12 protein-coding genes are annotated in these 17,151 nt (G+C 71.3%); all 12 read left to right on the top strand.

Translation table 11 applies throughout. The annotated features are described in order from the left end of the window. The first annotated feature begins 298 nt into the window (after positions 1-298). The 12 genes from alaS to IDM40_RS26520 all read left to right on the top strand — a co-directional run bounded on the left by alaS (position 299) and on the right by IDM40_RS26520 (position 17,019). A complete protein-coding gene (gene alaS, locus IDM40_RS26575; RefSeq protein ID WP_193124822.1) occupies positions 299-2,965 on the top strand; it encodes an alanine--tRNA ligase in 2,667 nt (888 codons plus the stop codon). 580 nt (positions 2,966-3,545) lie between these two features. Then, entirely contained in the window at positions 3,546-4,031 is a 486-nt protein-coding gene (ruvX, locus tag IDM40_RS26570) for a Holliday junction resolvase RuvX (RefSeq protein WP_193124821.1), read from the top strand. After that, complete coding sequence (gene mltG, locus IDM40_RS26565) at positions 4,031-6,334, top strand: endolytic transglycosylase MltG (protein ID WP_193124820.1); 2,304 nt, start codon at positions 4,031-4,033, stop codon at positions 6,332-6,334. The genes ruvX and mltG overlap by 1 nt, the downstream gene beginning before the upstream one ends. Further along, positions 6,335-7,171: a shikimate dehydrogenase gene (locus IDM40_RS26560; RefSeq protein WP_193124819.1), complete on the top strand. Its 837-nt coding sequence runs from the start codon at positions 6,335-6,337 to the stop codon at positions 7,169-7,171. It abuts the gene before it with no gap. Between the two features lie 292 nt (positions 7,172-7,463). Continuing rightward, positions 7,464-8,123, top strand: coding sequence for a translation initiation factor IF-3 (infC, locus tag IDM40_RS26555; RefSeq protein ID WP_193124818.1), 660 nt, complete (start codon positions 7,464-7,466; stop codon positions 8,121-8,123). Positions 8,124-8,305: 182 nt separating this feature from the next. Continuing rightward, positions 8,306-8,503 carry a 50S ribosomal protein L35 gene (gene rpmI, locus IDM40_RS26550; RefSeq protein WP_193124817.1) on the top strand — a complete coding sequence of 66 codons (198 nt, stop codon included), beginning with the start codon at positions 8,306-8,308 and terminating at the stop codon, positions 8,501-8,503. 173 nt (positions 8,504-8,676) lie between these two features. Next, a complete protein-coding gene (rplT, locus tag IDM40_RS26545) occupies positions 8,677-9,048 on the top strand; it encodes a 50S ribosomal protein L20 (protein WP_017614404.1) in 372 nt (123 codons plus the stop codon). A gap of 17 nt (positions 9,049-9,065) precedes the next feature. Continuing rightward, positions 9,066-9,887 carry a TrmH family RNA methyltransferase gene (locus IDM40_RS26540; RefSeq protein ID WP_193124816.1) on the top strand — a complete coding sequence of 274 codons (822 nt, stop codon included), beginning with the start codon at positions 9,066-9,068 and terminating at the stop codon, positions 9,885-9,887. 519 nt (positions 9,888-10,406) lie between these two features. After that, the gene (locus IDM40_RS26535; protein WP_193124815.1) at positions 10,407-11,540 is read left to right on the top strand and encodes a sensor histidine kinase; all 1,134 of its coding nucleotides are present in this window, start codon (positions 10,407-10,409) and stop codon (positions 11,538-11,540) included. Between the two features lie 186 nt (positions 11,541-11,726). Continuing rightward, complete coding sequence (gene pheS, locus IDM40_RS26530; protein WP_193124814.1) at positions 11,727-12,845, top strand: phenylalanine--tRNA ligase subunit alpha; 1,119 nt, start codon at positions 11,727-11,729, stop codon at positions 12,843-12,845. Then, positions 12,845-15,331: a phenylalanine--tRNA ligase subunit beta gene (pheT, locus tag IDM40_RS26525; RefSeq protein ID WP_193124813.1), complete on the top strand. Its 2,487-nt coding sequence runs from the start codon at positions 12,845-12,847 to the stop codon at positions 15,329-15,331. Before pheS ends, pheT begins: the two co-directional genes overlap by 1 nt. Before the next feature lie 461 nt (positions 15,332-15,792). Beyond that, a complete protein-coding gene (locus tag IDM40_RS26520) occupies positions 15,793-17,019 on the top strand; it encodes an aminotransferase family protein (protein WP_193124812.1) in 1,227 nt (408 codons plus the stop codon). Positions 17,020-17,151 lie beyond the last annotated feature (132 nt).

Raw genomic sequence — 17,151 nt, 5'->3', positions numbered from 1 at the left:
CAGGGCCCCGTGCCCCACGGGTACGGCCCGCAGTACTGACCCGCGCGCGGCGCACACGGCACGACACCGTGTGCGCCGTGTCCGCCGTTCCCTCCGTTCGCCTCACGCCTCCCCGTGCCCCCGGGTGCCCGGACCACCCTGCCAGGCCGTCCCTGCGTGCTCAGACGGCTTCTGCCGGTGCACAGCGGCGATAGCCTTGGAACAACGAGGCCGCCGCGGTTGTCGTCAACAGCGCGGGTCTTCCGGCGGCCACCCGCAAAAAGCACACGCGTTGGTGCGAATACACAGGAGGGCATCAATGGAGACGGCTGAGATCGCGCGCCGCTTCCTCAATTTCTTCGAGAAGAACGGACACACCGTGGTGCCCTCGGCAAGCCTCATCGCCGAGGACCCCACGCTGCTGCTGGTCCCGGCAGGCATGGTTCCGTTCAAGCCCTACTTCCTCGGCCAGCGCACGCCCCCGTGGGACACCGCCACCAGTGTCCAGAAGTGCATCCGCACCATCGACATCGAGGAGGTCGGCAAGACTTCCCGGCACGCGACCTTCTTCCAGATGCTGGGCAACTTCTCCTTCGGCGACTACTTCAAGGAGAAGGCCATCCCCCTGGCGTGGGAGCTGGTCACCAGCCCCGTCGAGGAGGGCGGCTTCGGCCTCGACCCCGAGAAGCTGTGGGTCACCGTCTACCTCGACGACGACGAGGCCGCCGACATCTGGCGCGACAAGGTGGGCGTGCGGCCCGAGCGCATCCAGCGCATGGGCATGGACGAGAACTACTGGGACATGGGCGTCCCCGGCCCCTGCGGCCCCTGCTCCGAGATCTTCTACGACCGCGGCCCCGAGTACGGCGCCGACGGCGGCCCCGAGGCGGACGAGAACCGCTACATCGAGATCTGGAACCTCGTCTTCATGCAGTACGAGCGGGGCGAGGGTGCCGGCAAGGACTACCCGATCCTCGGCGACCTGCCGCAGCAGAACATCGACACCGGCCTGGGCCTGGAGCGCCTCGCCGCGGTTCTGCAGGGCGTCGACAACATCTACGAGACCGACATCATGGGCCGCGTTCTGCACCGCGCGGCCGAGCTGACCGGCACCACCTACGGCGACAACCACGAGCACGACGTCATGCTCCGTGTGGTCGCCGACCACGTGCGCAGCGCCGTCATGCTCGTCGGCGACGGCGTCAAGCCCGGCAACGAGAAGGCCGGCTACGTGCTGCGCCGCCTCCTGCGCCGCTCTGTGCGCAATCTGCGCCTGCTCTCGGGCACCGACAGCGCGTTCCTGCACGAGCTCACCGCCGTCAGCATCGACGCGATGAAGGACATCTACCCCGACCTCGAGGGCAAGGCCGACGTCATCCACGGTGTGATCGACACCGAGGAGCAGAACTTCGCCAACACCCTGCGCGCCGGCACTGCCCTGTTCGGCCGCGCCGCGGAGCGCACCAAGGAGAGCGGCGGCACCGTCTTCTCCGGTGCGGACGCCTTCCAGCTCCACGACACCTACGGCTTCCCCATCGACTTGACCCTGGAGATGGCCCAGGAGCAGGGCCTGTCGGTCGACGAGGGCTCCTTCCGGGAGCTCATGGAGCGCCAGCGCCAGACCGCCAAGGCCGACGCCAAGGCCAAGAAGCTCGGCAACGCCGACATCTCCCTGTACTCGCAGATGCACGAGAAGGCGGGCGACACCGACTTCCTCGGCTACAGCGACTCCGAGAGCGAGTCCCACGTGCGGGGCCTGGTCGTGGACGGCCAGGGTGTGCCGGCTGCGCGCGCGGGCCAGAAGGTCGAGCTCGTGCTGGACCGCACCCCGTTCTACGCCGAGAGCGGCGGCCAGCTCGCCGACACCGGCACCCTCACCGTCGACGGCCGCGGCGTCGTGGACGTCGAGGACGTGCAGAAGCCGGTGCCCGGGCTCTTCGTGCACCGCGGCACCGTGCGCTCGGGCGAGGTCGTCCTGGACGACACCGTGCACGCCTCGATCGACACCGGCCGCCGCCGTGCGATCGAGCGCTCGCACTCGGCCACGCACCTCATCCACTCCGCGCTGCGCAACTCGCTCGGTCCCTCCGCGGGCCAGGCCGGGTCGGAGAACCGCCCCGGGCAGCTGCGGTTCGACTTCACCGCCGACAGCCAGGTCGGCACCCAGCGCCTGGCCGAGGTCGAGGAAGAGGTCAACACCGTCCTGAGCGGCGACATCGAGGTCCGCACCCAGGAGCGCGACCTCGACGAGGCGCTCAAGATGGGCGCGCTGGCCATGTTCGGTGAGAAGTACGGCGACCGTGTGCGCGTCGTGGAGATGAGCGACTACTCCGTCGAGCTCTGCGGCGGCACGCACGTCGGCTCCACCGCCAAGCTCGGCATCGTCAAGCTGCTGGGGGAGTCCTCCATCGGTTCGGGCGTGCGCCGGGTCGAGGCCGCCGTGGGCGCCGACGCGTTCCAGCGCCTGTCCAAGGAGTCCGCGCTGGTGGGCCAGCTCTCCGAGCAGCTCAAGACCCCGCGCGAGGAGCTCCCCGAGCGCATCGACTCCATGGTCACGCGCCTGCGTTCGGCCGAGAAGGAGATCGAGAAGCTGCGCGCGGCCCAGGTGCTGCAGGCGGCCGGGACCCTGGCCTCCGGTGCGCGCCGCCACGGTGACACCGCGGTCGTGGCCGAGCGGGCGCCCGAGGGTGCCTCCGCCGACGACCTGCGCACCCTCGTGCTCGACGTGCGCGAGCGCCTGGGCGCCGACCAGCCGGTGGTCGTTGCGATGACCGCGGTTCCCAAGGACCGTCCCGTCGTCGTGATCGCCACCAACGAGGCGGCGCGGGGCGCCGGCATCAAGGCGGGCGACCTCGTCGGCATCGCGGCCCGCGCGCTCGGCGGGGGTGGCGGCGGCAAGCCCGACATCGCTCAGGGCGGCGGCAAGGACGCCGGACAGATCGACGAGGCGCTGCGTGCGGTGGAGGCGGCCGTGGCCGCGTCCTGACCGTTCCGGAGCGCCGGAAGGGCGTCCGCGGGTCCGTCCCGCGGGCGCCCTTCCTGTGTCTCACGCTCTTTTGTCCGGCTCCGGCGGGTGTGCGGCCTCCGGCGTGGTGATCACGGAGTGTGAACATTTTGGGTGGCATCCTGCTTGCCGTCATCGCCTGAATCACACCGCGGCCCCTCGGGACACACGTCAGGAGCGTGAAGCGCACGTGAGAACGCCGACCCCGGCCGGGAACGGTGCCCCGGAGCGCATGCGGTGCCCCGACGTCCCACGGGGGTGGCCTACACTCGGACGGTACCCGCGCACACGGACCACCGTCCCCGCACGGAGTGTCGAATCGTGTGTCCAGTCGGGCCCTCCCATGCGAGCCGTACACGGCCGAGCTGCGCGTCGTGACCGAATCGGGCATACTGTGGCGCGCCGCAGCCGAACTCACGTCTGTCTGTTCAGTCCGTGCGGTGACGCCCCCGAGTTAGTTGATGAACAGGACCACCGTGTTGAGGATTTCCCAACCGCGGTGCGGTGCCGTCGACGGCACACACCGCCCGAGTACCGCCCCCGGAGCAGGGGAGACGGCCTCTTGAGGCACGGTGCACGCCTGGCGATCGACCCCGGCAACGCCCGGATCGGGGTCGCGGCCTGCGACCCCAGCGGAACACTCGCCAGCCCCGTCGAGACGATCCCGCGAGGCAAGGGCGACCAACAGCGCATCGCCCAGTTGGTCGTGGAGCGCGAGGCACGTGAGGTCGTGGTGGGCTACCCTGCCTCACTGTCGGGCGACGAAGGCCCCGCCGCACGCTCCGCACGCGATTTCGCGCAGGGCCTCGCCCACCTCCTCCACCCCGTCCCCGTCCGACTGGTCGACGAGCGGCTGACGACCGTGACCGCCCAGGGGCAGCTCCTGTCCGGAGCTTCCTTCGGCAAGAAGGGCGCCAAGGGGGGCCGCGCGCGCCGGTCGGTGATCGACCAGGCCGCAGCGACGGTCCTCCTGCAGAGCGCCTTGGACCAGGAACGGTCAACCGGCCGGCCCCCGGGCGAGATCGTCCGCTCCAGCCAAGGAGAATGATGACCGACAGGGATGACTACCCCAACGATCCCTTTCGTGGACGTACCGAGCGCGGTTACGACTACGACCCGCTCAGTGACCCGCTGCCCGCGCAGCCCCCGCCGCGCGGCCGCCGCGCGCGTCCTGAGCCCGGCTCCTGGCACGAGCCCGAGCCGTGGTCGCCGCAGCCCATGACCGGAGCGGACCCCCAGGAACCGCCCCGCGGGCGCCGGCACCGTTCCGACGCCCCGCACCCCAACGGCGAACCCCCGCGCCGCAGCGGTGCCGCCGACGCCCTGCGCGGGGGGCGCGCGGCACGTACCGGCGAACGCCCCGAAGAACAGCACCCCGCCGACCCGGCCCAGGACGCCCTCGCGGCGCTGGCCGGCCTCGGTGGGCCGTCCGCGCAGGCCCCCGGCGCCGACGAGTCCGTCCAGGGTTCCTCCCCCTGGGCCGGAACCCCCTCCGAGCCCTTCCCCGCCGAGGAGGCCGACCCCCGGCCCCGACGCGGGCGCCGACGCCGCGGTGCCCCCGACACCGACCCCCAGGGTTTCGAGGAGCAGCCCGCCGGCCGCCGTTCGCGCCGCCGCCGCGCCCGTCGCGCGGACCGTGACGAGGGCGGTTTCCTGTCCGAGGTCCCCGACGAGACCGACGTCTTCGACAGCGGGAGTTTCCCCGGTGTCGACGCCTCCGCCGACTCCGGTGTCTTCTCGCGTGTGAAGGAGGACGAGGAGCCCGAGGAACCCCCGCGCCGCCGGGGAGGCGGCCGCCGTCGCCGCCGCGGTGAGGACAGCGGGGCGATGCCCGCCCAGGACCCGGCCGACAGTGGTGCCCACGACTCCGGCGCCCTGTACGCCGGCGCTTTCGCGGCCACCGAACCCGAGCCGGAAGCCGAGCCCGAGCCGGAGGAGGAGCCCCGGCCCCGGCGCCGTGGGGGCCGCAGGGCCCGCCGCGCCGCCCGGCAGGAGGCCGAGCAGGAGGCCGCTCTCGCCGCGGAACCCGCCGATGAGGACGAGCCGGAGGAGGAGCCCCGCTCCCGGCGCCGCGGCCGCACCCGCCGTTCGCGCCGCAAGCAGGCCGCCGCCGAGCCCGAACCCGTCGAGGAGAGCACCGGGGCCGAGCCGGAACCCGAGCCCGAGGACGAGGACGACGAGGACTACGAGCCCGGACTCGCCGACATCGCCGAGGCCTACGGCGGGAGCCGGAGCAGCCGCCGCAAGCTCAAGGAGGCCAAGCGCCGCGCCCAGAACAAGGGCAAGAAGACCAAGGCCCGCCGCGGCGGCGGCAGGCGCAAGAGCAGAATGGGCGTCATGGCCGTCGTCCTGTTGCTGGTCATCGCCGGTGGCGGGTTCGGTGTGGTGCGCACCTACGTCTTCCCCGCCGACTACGAGGGCGAGGGCTCGGGCGAGGTCGACTTCGTCATCGAGGAGGGCGACAGCGGTACGGCCGTCGCCCAGAAGCTCGCCGACGAGAACGTGGTCGCGAGTGTGCGTTCCTTCACCAACGCCCTGGACGCGGTTCCGGACCAGGAACTGAGCCCGGGCACGTACCGCCTGGCCGAGGAGATGAGCGGCGAGCACGCCGTGGAGGCCCTGCTCGACCCCGACAACCGCCTCGGTGGCCGGGTGAGCATCCCCGAGGGGCTGCGCGCCACCCAGGTCATCCAGTCGGTCGCCGAGCAGACCGCGATCAGCGAGGACGAGCTCCAGGAGGCCTACGGGCAGGCCGAGGAGCTCAACCTCCCCGACTACGCGACCGAGGGCCCGGAGGGGTACCTGTTCCCCTCGACCTACCGGTTCGAGCCCGACGCCGAGGCACTGTCGGTCCTCAAGACCATGGTCACGCAGTACCGCCAGGTCGCCGAGGAGGTCGACCTTGAGGAAAGGGCCGGGGACACCCAGTACGACCCGAACGAGATCATGGCGATCGCCTCGATCGTGCAGGCCGAGAGCGGCACCGTCGACGACATGCCCAAGATCTCCCGGGTGGTCCACAACCGGCTCGACATCGACATGCCGCTGCAGATGGACAGCACCTGCTTCTACGCCATCGACGACTACGGCATCGCGCTCAACAACGACCAGCTCGCCGAGTGCGAGGCCGACGACAGCGGCTTCGACACCTACTACAGCACCGGCCTGATCCCGGGGCCGTTCGTGGCGCCGGGTGAGGACGCCATCGAGGCAGCCCTCGAACCGGAACAGGGCGACTGGCTCTACTTCGTGGCCACCGACCCGGAGAACGGCGTCACCGAGTTCACCGACGACCACGACGAGTTCGAGGTGCTCAAGGAGCGCTTCCAGGAGAACTGGGGCGGTGAGTAGATGCGCGCCGCGGTACTCGGTTCCCCCGTCGCCCACTCCCTGTCTCCCGTCCTGCACGGCGCGGCCCACAGCGCCATGGGGCTCGAGGGGTGGAGCTACGGCCTGCACGAGTGCGAAGAGGACGGGCTCGCCCCGTTCCTCGAGGGGCTCGGTGCGGACTGGGCGGGTCTCTCACTGACGATGCCCCTCAAGCGCCGCGCCATGGACCTGGCCGACCGGGTCTCCGGCCTGTCCCGTGCCGTGGGCGGGGCCAACACCCTCGTACGCGCGGGCGACGGCACCTGGGACGCCCACAACACCGACGTGGAGGGCATCACCACCGCCCTCACCGAGGCCGGGATCACCGCACCCGCCCGGGCCGTGGTGCTCGGCGCGGGGGCCACCGCGGCCTCCGCGCTCGCGGCCCTGCGCGACCTGGGCGTCGGGGGGCCGGTGACCCTGCTCGCCCGCAGTACCGGCCGGACCGGCGAGGTGAGCGAGGCCGCCGACCGTCTCGGGATCGGCCTCGAGGTCGCCGAGCTGGACCGGATCGAGGACCACCTCGACGCCGACCTGGTCGTGTCCACGCTGCCCTCGGGTGCGGCCGACCGCCACCGGAAGGCCCTGGCCGCCTCCGGAGCCGACCTCTTCGACGTGGTCTACGCCCCCTGGCCGACCGGCGCCGCGAGCGCGGTGGCCGACGCCGGGGGGCGTGTGGTCGGCGGCTTCCCGATGCTGCTGCACCAGGCCGTGGCCCAGGTGCGCCTGATGACCGGGCGCGACGACGTCCCGGTCGAGGCGATGCGTGCCGCCGGCGAGGCCGAGCTGGAACGCAGGGCGGGCACGGACCGGATCTGAGGGTGTCCCGAGCGCTCTCGGGTCCTGGTATATTCGGTGGTGACGACTTGGTCCGGTGTGTTTCGAGCGCACCGGACACGCAAGCGGAGGTGTTCCTCCCACCCAGCGGGCGAAGCCCGTGTGGGTCCGGCCCGTCGAAGGCCCGGTGTCGTGTGCGTCCCCGATGCGTCGGGGCCCACCACCTGCGCTGTTCCACGACGGAATAATCCGGTCGGTACACCCCGCTTGCACACGCTGGCGGGGTTTTCGCATTTCACGGGGACCCCGACCCGGTCGACCGGAACACCCGAGGGTGGCCGCGAGACCGAGCGGGCCGCCCACCGGGCGGCCGGTCCCAGGTAATCCGAGAAAGCTAGGGAGGGGTCCCATCAGCGCCGAGCCCCGCATCAATGACCGTATCCGGGTTCCCGAGGTCCGACTCGTCGGACCCAACGGTGAGCAGGTCGGGATCGTCTCGGTCCAGGACGCGCTGCGCCTGGCCCAGGAGTCCGACCTCGACCTCGTCGAGGTCGCGCCGACCGCCCGTCCTCCGGTCGCCAAGCTGATGGACTACGGCAAGTTCAAGTACGAGTCCGCGGTCAAGGCACGCGAGTCGCGCAAGAACCAGTCGAACACGATCATCAAGGAGATCAAGCTCCGCCCGAAGATCGACCCGCACGACTACGACACCAAGAAGGGTCACGTCGTCCGGTTCCTCAAGGGCGGGGACAAGGTCAAGGTGACGATCATGTTCCGTGGTCGCGAGCAGTCCCGCCCCGAGCTGGGCCGCCGACTGCTGGCCCGTCTCGCGGAGGACGTCAAGGATCTCGGCCAGGTCGAGTCCCAGCCGAAGCAGGACGGCCGCAACATGGTCATGGTGATCGGGCCGCACAAGCGGCGTTCCGACCACAAGGCCGAGGCCCGCGCCGCGGCGGGGGACAAGTCCCGCCGCGAGCAGAGCGAAAAGGGCTAGCGGCGACAGGGCTGGTCCCCCACCGCCCGGCCATCACACGACCGGGTGGTGGGGAGGGCCGTGTGCCCGACAACGGTCCAGATGCGCGAAGCGGCGCCCCAGAGGGCCCGCCGTAGCAGCGGAAGAACAGCGTGACCCGCCCCGGCGGGACACGCGCCGACGGAGTAGGAGACGACGGCGACATGCCGAAGAACAAGTCCCACAGTGGAGCCAAGGACCGTTTCCGGGTCACCGGTTCCGGCAAGATCATGCGCCGCCGTGCCAACAAGAACCACATCCTCGAGCACAAGACCTCGAAGCGTAAGCGTCGTCTCTCCGACGAGGTCGTGCTCGCTCCCGCGGACTCGAAGAAGATCTCGAAGCTCCTCGGCAAGAAGTAGGACCGGCTGGTTCAGCCGGGCCGACGAGCCTGACGTCCGCCGGCGGTGAAGCGCAGACCGTGCGCCGCCGCCCACGGGGGACACCCCACACCTGAAGCGAACACGGCCGCCGGGCCTCGACCCGGGCCGGTCGGCGCGCCGTGCGCGCCGGAAGAGACAACGAGGGAGTCACAGTGGCACGCGTGAAGCGGGCTCTCAACGCCAAGAAGAAGCGCAAGGTCATCCTCGACCGCGCCAGCGGTTACCGCGGTCAGCGTTCGCGCCTGTACCGCAAGGCCAAGGAGCAGATGCTCCACTCGATGACCTACTCCTACCGGGACCGCAAGGACCGGAAGGGGCAGTTCCGCCGTCTGTGGATCCAGCGCATCAACGCTGCTTCCCGCGCTCACGGCCTGACGTACAACCGCCTCATCCAGGGCCTGAAGCTGGCCGAGATCGAGGTCGACCGCCGCATGCTGGCGGAGCTGGCCGTCAACGACGAGGCCGCGTTCGCCGCGCTCGTCGAGAAGGCCAAGCAGGCCCTGCCGGCCCAGGCCGCGGCCTAGTCGGAGACGGTAGCGCTGTGGCGAGTCACGAATTCACGAGTATCCGGTCACCCAGGATCAAGGGGGTTCGGCGGCTCGCCAAGCGCACCTTCCGACAACGTGAGCGGCGCTTCCTCGCAGAGGGGCCGCAAGCGGTGCGCGAGGCCCTCGCCTCAGGGGGCCGCAGTGGCACGGTCGTGGTGGAGCTCTTCGCCACGGCCGAGGCCATGCACCGCCACGTGGAACTGGTCGACTCCGCCCACGGGGCGGGTCTTCCGGTGCACAGGGTCAGCCTGGAGGTCATGTCCGAGCTGGCCCAGACCGTCAGCCCGCAGGGTGTCATCGCCGTCTGCGAGTTCGTCGACGTCCCTCTGGAGAGCGTCGGCGACGTCCGGCTGGCGGTCGTCCTCTCCCACGTCCGGGACCCGGGCAACGCCGGCACGGTCCTGCGGACCGCCGACGCGGCCGGGGCGGACGTGGTGATCTTCACCGACGCCTCCGTCGACCCCTACAACGGCAAGTGCGTGCGCGCCTCCGCCGGCAGCCTCTTCCACCTTCCCGTGGTCGTGGGTGCTCCGGTCGGTGAGGCGCTCGCCGTGCTGCGCGGCTCGAACGCCCGTGTGTTCGCCGCGGACGGAGGGGGCACCGGGGACCTGCACGAGGTGGCGGACTCCGGTGGTCTGGACGGCCCGGTCGGCTGGGTCTTCGGCAACGAGGCCTGGGGCCTGCCCAAGGACGTGGTGGAGCAGACCGACGGCGCGGTCAGCGTCCCGATCTACGGCGGGGCCGAAAGCCTGAATCTGGCCACGGCCGCGGCGGTGTGTCTTTACACCACAGCGCGCCAGCAGCGCCGTTCCTGAAGCCTGCCTCTCCCGCTCAGCATCGTCCCAGCTGAGGTCGGGCGTGATCACTGAGGGTCATGGAATTTGGCGTCCGGGTCACGGCCGTTCCGGGTTTCCCGGCCGTCGCAGAGGCCTCGGTCCGATGATCCGATCTACCCGAAATGCACGTGCACCACTGCCGCGGGCCGATAGGGTCTGACCCGGATCGCGGTGGTCCGGGGCGACGGGAACCGCGGGCCCGATACCTGTTACCCGTGTCGCGGGTAGAACGGTGCGCTCGAGCCGTCGGGCGGGCAAGCTTGACGACAACGTGTGAGCGTCGGGCGGGGAGGCCGCGGACGGAACGGGTGCGCGGTGTGCCGTGGATCCCTATACGCTCGACACCCGCCACGTGCGGCCGGCCGGGGAGGTCGGGCGTACCTGGTGGGGGTGCAGGGTAGACCGCCTGCGGAGTTCTCGCGGGTACGACAACGAGCCGGTCGGCGGTTCGCGGCCCGGGTGCTGTGATCGTGGACCTTCGAGGGAGCGGGGAGAGGCGTGGGCAGCGGCCGGAAGGCGGACCAACCGACGGGGGACTCGGGCGGCGCGCACACACACCCGGCCGCCGGGATGGTACCGGGTTCCGACAAAGCTGGGGTTCCCGACTCCGGACTGCGCGCGGACGACCTCCCCGACGGCCTCGTGGTGGCCGACGCCCGCGGCCGCGTCATCCTCTTCAACACCCTCGCCGTGCAACTCACCGGTGTGCCCGCCGAGACCGCGCTGGGCAGCGACTTCCGTTCCGCCCTGCCGTTCGTGGGCCCCGACGGGCACGACTGGTGGGAGGCCAGCAACCCCTACGGCGGCGCCCGCGACCGCGTCCGCCAGGCCGAGCGCTCCCTCTACCTGCCCGACGAACGCGAGGTCCTGGTCGCCGCCCGTTATGTGCGGGCCCGGCCCGAGGGCGACCTCATCCGCCTTGTGGTGACACTGCGCGACGCCGCCACCCGCGCCGAACGCACCCGGGCCGACCTGGTCTCCGAGGTCGCACACGAGCTGCGCTCGCCACTGACCAGCGTCAAGGGCTTCACCTCGACCCTGCTCACCAAGTGGGAACGCCTCACCGACAAGCAGAAGCTCTTCATGCTGGAGACGGTCAACGCCGACGCAGACAGGGTCACCCGCCTCATCCACGACCTGCTCGACGTCTCCCGCATCGAGTCCGGCCGCCTCGAGGTGCGCCGCCAGGTCGTGGACCTGCACGAGGCCGCCCAGCGTGTGGTCGCCGGACGTGTCTTCTCCGGCGAGGACGAGGAGCGCTTCGACGTCCGTGTCGAGGGCGAGATCCCGCAGATGTGGCTCGACCCCGACAAACTCGAACAGATCCTCTCCAACCTCGTGGAAAACGGGGTGCGGCACGGCGCTGGTACTGTCAGTATCGTGATCGAGCCGTGTGAAGGAGGAGCAGCGGTGTCGGTGCGCGACGAAGGCCAGGGCATAGCGCCCGAGACCATTCCGCGCGTCTTCCGCCAGTTCTGGCGCAGCAAGCGCCGGAGCGGCACCGGCCTCGGACTCTTCATCGTCAAGGGTCTGGTGGAGGCCCACGGCGGAACGATCACCGTCGGACGCGCCCCCGGTGGCGGCGCCGAGTTCCGATTTACCATGCCCGCCGGGGCGCCCGAGTTCGTCTGACCAGGTCAGTCACTCCAGCATCCCCGGTGGGCGCAACGGCCGGCCCCGGCTGCCCCGCATCCGGTTCATCCCGTGGGCCCGCCCGAAACCCGTCTGTGCTTCCTGTCGGCTTCGTCCGCCCCGAGCGGACCGTGACTGCCGCGTGCCCCGACCCCTGGGCCGGGGCCAGCGGCGAGGCAACCCATCATGTCTGCACCCAACAGTTCCTACGACCCGGTCGAGGTGACACCCCTGCACCCCGACGAGGTCGCCCGTATGCGCGACGAGGCGCTGTCGGCCATCGAGGCCGCCGGTGACCTCGACGAGCTCAAGGAGGTCCGGCTCGCCCACGCCTCCGACCGCTCCCCGCTGGCCCTGGCCAACCGGGAGATCGGAGCGCTGCCGCCGGCCGCCAAGGCCGACGCCGGAAAGCGCGTGGGCGGGGCCCGCCGCGACGTCGGCCAGGCCCTCAAGGCCCGCCAGGCCGTCCTGGAGAACGAGCGCGACGAGCGGGTCCTCGTCGAGGAGCGCGTCGACGTCACCCTGCCCTGGGACCGTACGCCCCGCGGCGCGCGCCACCCGCTGACCACCGTGGCCGAGCGCATGACCGACGTCTTCGTCGGCATGGGCTTCGAGGTCGCCGAGGGGCCCGAGGTCGAGGCCGAGTGGTTCAACTTCGACGCCCTCAACTTCGAGCCCGACCACCCGGCCCGCACCATGCAGGACACCTTCTTCGTGGAGAGCGGCGAGGGCGGCGACTCCGGAATGGTCATGCGCACCCACACCTCGCCGGTCCAGGTGCGCGCCCTGCTCGAGCGCGAGCTCCCGGTCTACGTGGTCGCACCCGGCAAGACCTTCCGCACCGACGAGCTCGACGCCACGCACACCCCCGTCTTCCACCAGCTCGAGGGCCTGGTCGTGGACCGCGGTATCACCCTGGCCCACCTGCGCGGCGCGATCGACGCGTTCGTCGGCGCCGTCTTCGGGGAAGGGCTGCGCACCCGATTCCGTGCCTCCTACTTCCCCTTCACCGAGCCCTCCGCCGAGGTCGACATGGAGTGCTTCGTGTGCCGCGGCGCCTCCGTGGGAGACCCCGACGCCCCGTGCCGCACCTGCTCCAGCGAGGGCTGGATCGAGATCGGCGGCTGCGGCGTGGTCAACCCGCGTGTGCTGCGTGCCGCCGGGGTCGACCCCGAGCAGTACAGCGGCTGGGCCTTCGGCCTGGGCATCGAACGGACACTGATGTTCGCGCACGGGGTGCGCGACATGCGCGACATGGTCGAGGGCGACATCCGCTTCTCCTCGGCGTTCGGGAGTGAGATCTGATGCGAGTCCCCATGACCTGGCTGCGGGAGTACGTCGACCTTCCCGCCGACGTCACCGCACGCGACCTGGCGAGCCGCCTGACCCTGGCCGGCCTGGAGGTCGAGACCGTCGACGCCCTCGGTGCCGACCTCCAGGGCCCGCTGGTCCTCGGCCGTGTGCTGGAGATCGAGGAGCTCACCGAATTCAAGAAGCCGATCCGGTTCTGCCGCGTGGACGTCGGCGCCGCCAACGGCACGGGTGAACCCCAGGAGATCGTCTGCGGAGCCCGCAACTTCTCCGAGGGCGACCTGATCGTCGCGGTCCTGCCCGGCGCCGAGCTGCCCGGCGGCTTCAAGATCGGGGCGCGCAAGACCTACGGCCGTATGTCGGCGGGCATGATCTGCTCGGCGACCGAACTGGGCCTCTGGGAGGACCACACCGGCATCGTCGTGCTGCCCGAGGGCTTCGGAGAACCGGGCCAGGACGCGATCGGTCTGCTGGGCCTGCGCGAGGACGTGCTCGACATCGCCGTCACCCCCGACCGCGGGTACGCGCTGTCGATGCGGGGTGTGGCCCGCGACGCCGCCACGCTCTACGGTGTCGACCTGCACGACCCCGCCGGGATCGCCGTCGCCGAGCCCACGGGCGAGGGCCACCCCGCCCGCATCGAGGACCCGGCTCTGGCCGACCGCCTCGTCCTGCGCGGCGCCACGGGCTTCGACCCCGAGGCGCCCACCCCGCTGTGGATGAAGCGCCGCCTGCACCAGAGCGGCGTGCGCCCGGTCTCCCTGGCCGTGGACGTGACCAACTACGTCATGCTCGAGCTCGGGCAGCCCCTCCACGCCTGGGACCGCGACCGCCTCCAGGGCACCGTCACCGTGCGCGCCGCCGAGGCGGGGGAGAAGCTGGAGACCCTGGACCACGTCCAGCGTTCCCTCGACACCGACGACATCGTCATCGCCGACGACGCCGGCGCCCAGGCGGTGGCCGGCGTCATGGGCGGGCTCGACACCGAGATCGGTCTCAGCTCCACCGCCGTGCTGGTGGAGGCCGCCCACTTCGACCAGATGCACATCGCGCGCGCCTCCCGCCGCCACCAGCTGTCGTCGGAGGCCTCGCGCCGTTTCGAGCGCGGGGTCGACTCGGCCGTGCAGGCGGCCGCCGCCACCCGCGCCGTCGAGCTCCTCGCCGAGCTGGGCGGGGCGAGCGTCGAGAGCGCCTGGACCCACGTCACGCACCCGGCCGCGGACCGCACCATCACGATGCGCGCCTCCCACCCGGGTTCGGTGGCGGGGGTCGAGTACCCCGAGGGCACCGCGGAGAAGCACCTGAGGGCCATCGGCTGCACGGTCGAGCGCGACGGGGAGGTCCTCACGGTCACCCCGCCCACCTGGCGCCCCGACCTCACCGACCCCAACGACCTCGCCGAGGAGGTCATCCGCTTCGAGGGGTACGAGAACATCCCGGCGGTGCGGCTGAGCGGGCCCGGCCGCGGCCTGACCGACAGCCAGCGCCTGCGCCGGGTGTTCGGCCGCATGCTCGCCGACACCGGCCACACCGAGGTGCTCAGCTACCCCTTCGTGGGCGAGCGCGACCTCGAAGGGCTCCAGCTCGGCGCCGACGACCCGCGCCGGGACAGCGTGCGCCTGGCCAACCCGCTCAACGACGAGGAACCGCTGCTGCGTACGACGCTGCTGCCGGGGCTGTTCAAGACCCTGGCCCGCAACGTCAGCCGCGGACTGAACGACGTCGCGCTGTTCGAGACCGGCCTGGTCTACCTGCCCAGCCACAACGGCAACGCCCCGATCCTGACCGTGGACCGCGGCCCGACCGCCGAGGAGATCGAGCGCGTCGACGCCGCACTGCCGCACCAGCCCCGCCGGGTCGGTGTGGTCCTGGCCGGGCGTGCCGAGCGCGACGGCTGGTGGGGCCAGGGCCGTGAGGCCACCTGGGCCGACGCGATCCAGGCCGCACGGGACGTCGCCCGCGTCGCCGGCGTGGGGCTCGAGGTCGAGGCCGCCGAACACACGCCGTGGCACCCGGGCCGCTGCGCCGCGCTGTACGTGCGCGTGGGGGGCGAGCGGGTGCTCGCCGGCCACGCGGGCGAACTGCACCCGCGTGCGATCCAGGCCTTCGGCCTGCCCGCCCGTACCGCCGCGGCCGAGGTCGACCTGGACGTGGTCGAGAGCGCCCGCGCCGAGGTGCGCGCTCCGGAGATCTCCACCTACCCGGTCGCCACCCAGGACGTGGCCCTGGTCGTCGACGCGGGCGTCCCGGTCGGCGCCCTCAGCGACGCCCTGGCCGAGGGCGCCGGGGACCTGCTGGAGAGCGTGCGCCTGTTCGACGTCTACACCGGCGAACAGGTCGGCGAGGGCCGCAAGTCCGTCGCCTTCGCGCTGCGCTTCCGTGCCCCCGACCGCACGCTGACGGCGGAGGAGGCCGGCGCCGCCCGCGACGCCGCCGTCGCCGTGGCCGCAGAGCGCACAGGGGCGAGCCTGCGCGGCTAGCCGGCAGAGCCTTCCGAAGTGCGGCGGGGCGGGTCCTTCCACAGGAGGAGGACCCGCCCCGCCGCCGTGTGTTACGAAGGTCCCCCGACCCCCGCGCACCCCCTGCCACGGCACGAAACGCTCGGCCGGAGACCCCCTCCGACAAAAAATTTTCACCCCTGTTTTTCCTGCGTAGGGCGGGTTTTAGGCCGAACCCCCACGGGTAGCGCGCATGAAGTTTGGGTTTCGGGGCATGAAGCTTCGTTTTGTCTCTTGCTGTGAGGCGCTCATCACGCTTAGCCTGCAAGCACCTGCCTCAACCGGGCGTCCGGGTGTAGGTCGGATTCAACCTGGGTTCATCCATTGCGCGCTCGCGCAAGTCTCGGCTCGGAGGTCGCCATATGACCGAAACGGTTGTCTCATCCGCACTCGCTCCCAGGGAACACCGGGAGCCCAGCCGTCTCTGGCACACCTTCTGCGATATGAACACCGTGGCCAAGGGCCCGGAGTTCGTGGTGGCCCGCGCCGAGGGCGTGTGGCTCTGGGACGAGTCCGGCGACCGGTTCCTGGACGGTACGTCCAGCCTCTGGTACTGCAACGTCGGGCACGGCCGCACCGAGATCGCCGACGCCGTCCACCGTCAGATGAGCACGCTGGACGCCTACACGGTCTACAACGACTTCGCCAACGTCCCCGCGATCGAACTCAGCGAGCGCCTGGCCGCGCACGCCCCGGTCGTGGACCCCCGCGTGATCCTCACCTCCGGGGGCGGCGAATCCATCGACACCGCCGCCAAGCTGGCCCGCCGTTACTGGTACGCCCTGGGGCGTCCGGACAAGACCCACCTCATCAGCCGCACCGCCGGCTACCACGGTCTCAACGGCTTCGGCACCAGCATGATCGGTATGGACCGCTTCCGCACCGGCTTCGGTGAGATGGTCCGCGACACCTCCGTGGTCCCCCACAACTCGGCCGCAGCGGTCGAGGAGGAGATCCTCCGGGTGGGCCCCGAGAACGTCGCCGCTTTCTTCGCCGAACCGGTCATCGGCGCCGGCGGTGTGTACCTTCCCGAGCGCGACTACTTCACCGAGGTCGCCCGCATCTGCCACCAGTACGACGTGCTCTTCGTCGTCGACAGCGTCATCTGCGGGTTCGCGCGCCTGGGCAACTGGTTCGGGATCGAGCGCTTCGGCGTCAGCCCGGACATGATCGTCTTCGCCAAGGGTGTCTCCAGCGGTTACCTGCCCCTCGGCGGCGTCGTGGTCAACGGCCGGGTGGCCGACCCCTTCTGGAACCAGGAGGGCAACCCGTTCGTGCACGGCACCACCTACGCGGGGCACCCGACCTGTTGCGCCGCGGCGATGGCCAACCTCGACATCCTCGAGCGCGAGGACCTCTTCACCGTCTCGCTCGAGGTCGAGCGCCACCTCGACAGCGCGCTGCGGGGCCTGGAGGCCCACCCGCTGGTCGAGGAGATACGTTCGGGCGTCGGGGTGATGGGCGCGGTGGAACTGACCGAGGAGGCCCTGACCGAGCGGGGCATCACCACCGCGGAGGTCTTCGCCGAGACCCGGGCCCGCGGGGTGATCGTCCGGCCGATCCCGAAAGCTCTCCTGGTCTCCCCGCCGCTGGTGGTCACCTGGGAGCAGATCGACCACCTGGCCTCGACCCTGTACGGAGCGCTGGACGCGGTGGCCGCCCGCCACTGAGCCAAGAACCCACGGCCGCACCCGGTTCGCCGGTGGCCCCTCGTGATCGGTACGGCCGGTCGCGGTGGGCCACCGGCGTTCTCGTGTTCGGGGCGGTGCGTGTGTGGCGCAGGTGATGCCGAAAATCCCACC

The organism is Nocardiopsis coralli (genome assembly GCF_014892575.1).
Taxonomy (GTDB): domain Bacteria; phylum Actinomycetota; class Actinomycetes; order Streptosporangiales; family Streptosporangiaceae; genus Nocardiopsis; species Nocardiopsis coralli.
This window is presented reverse-complemented; position numbering and strand designations above follow the sequence as displayed.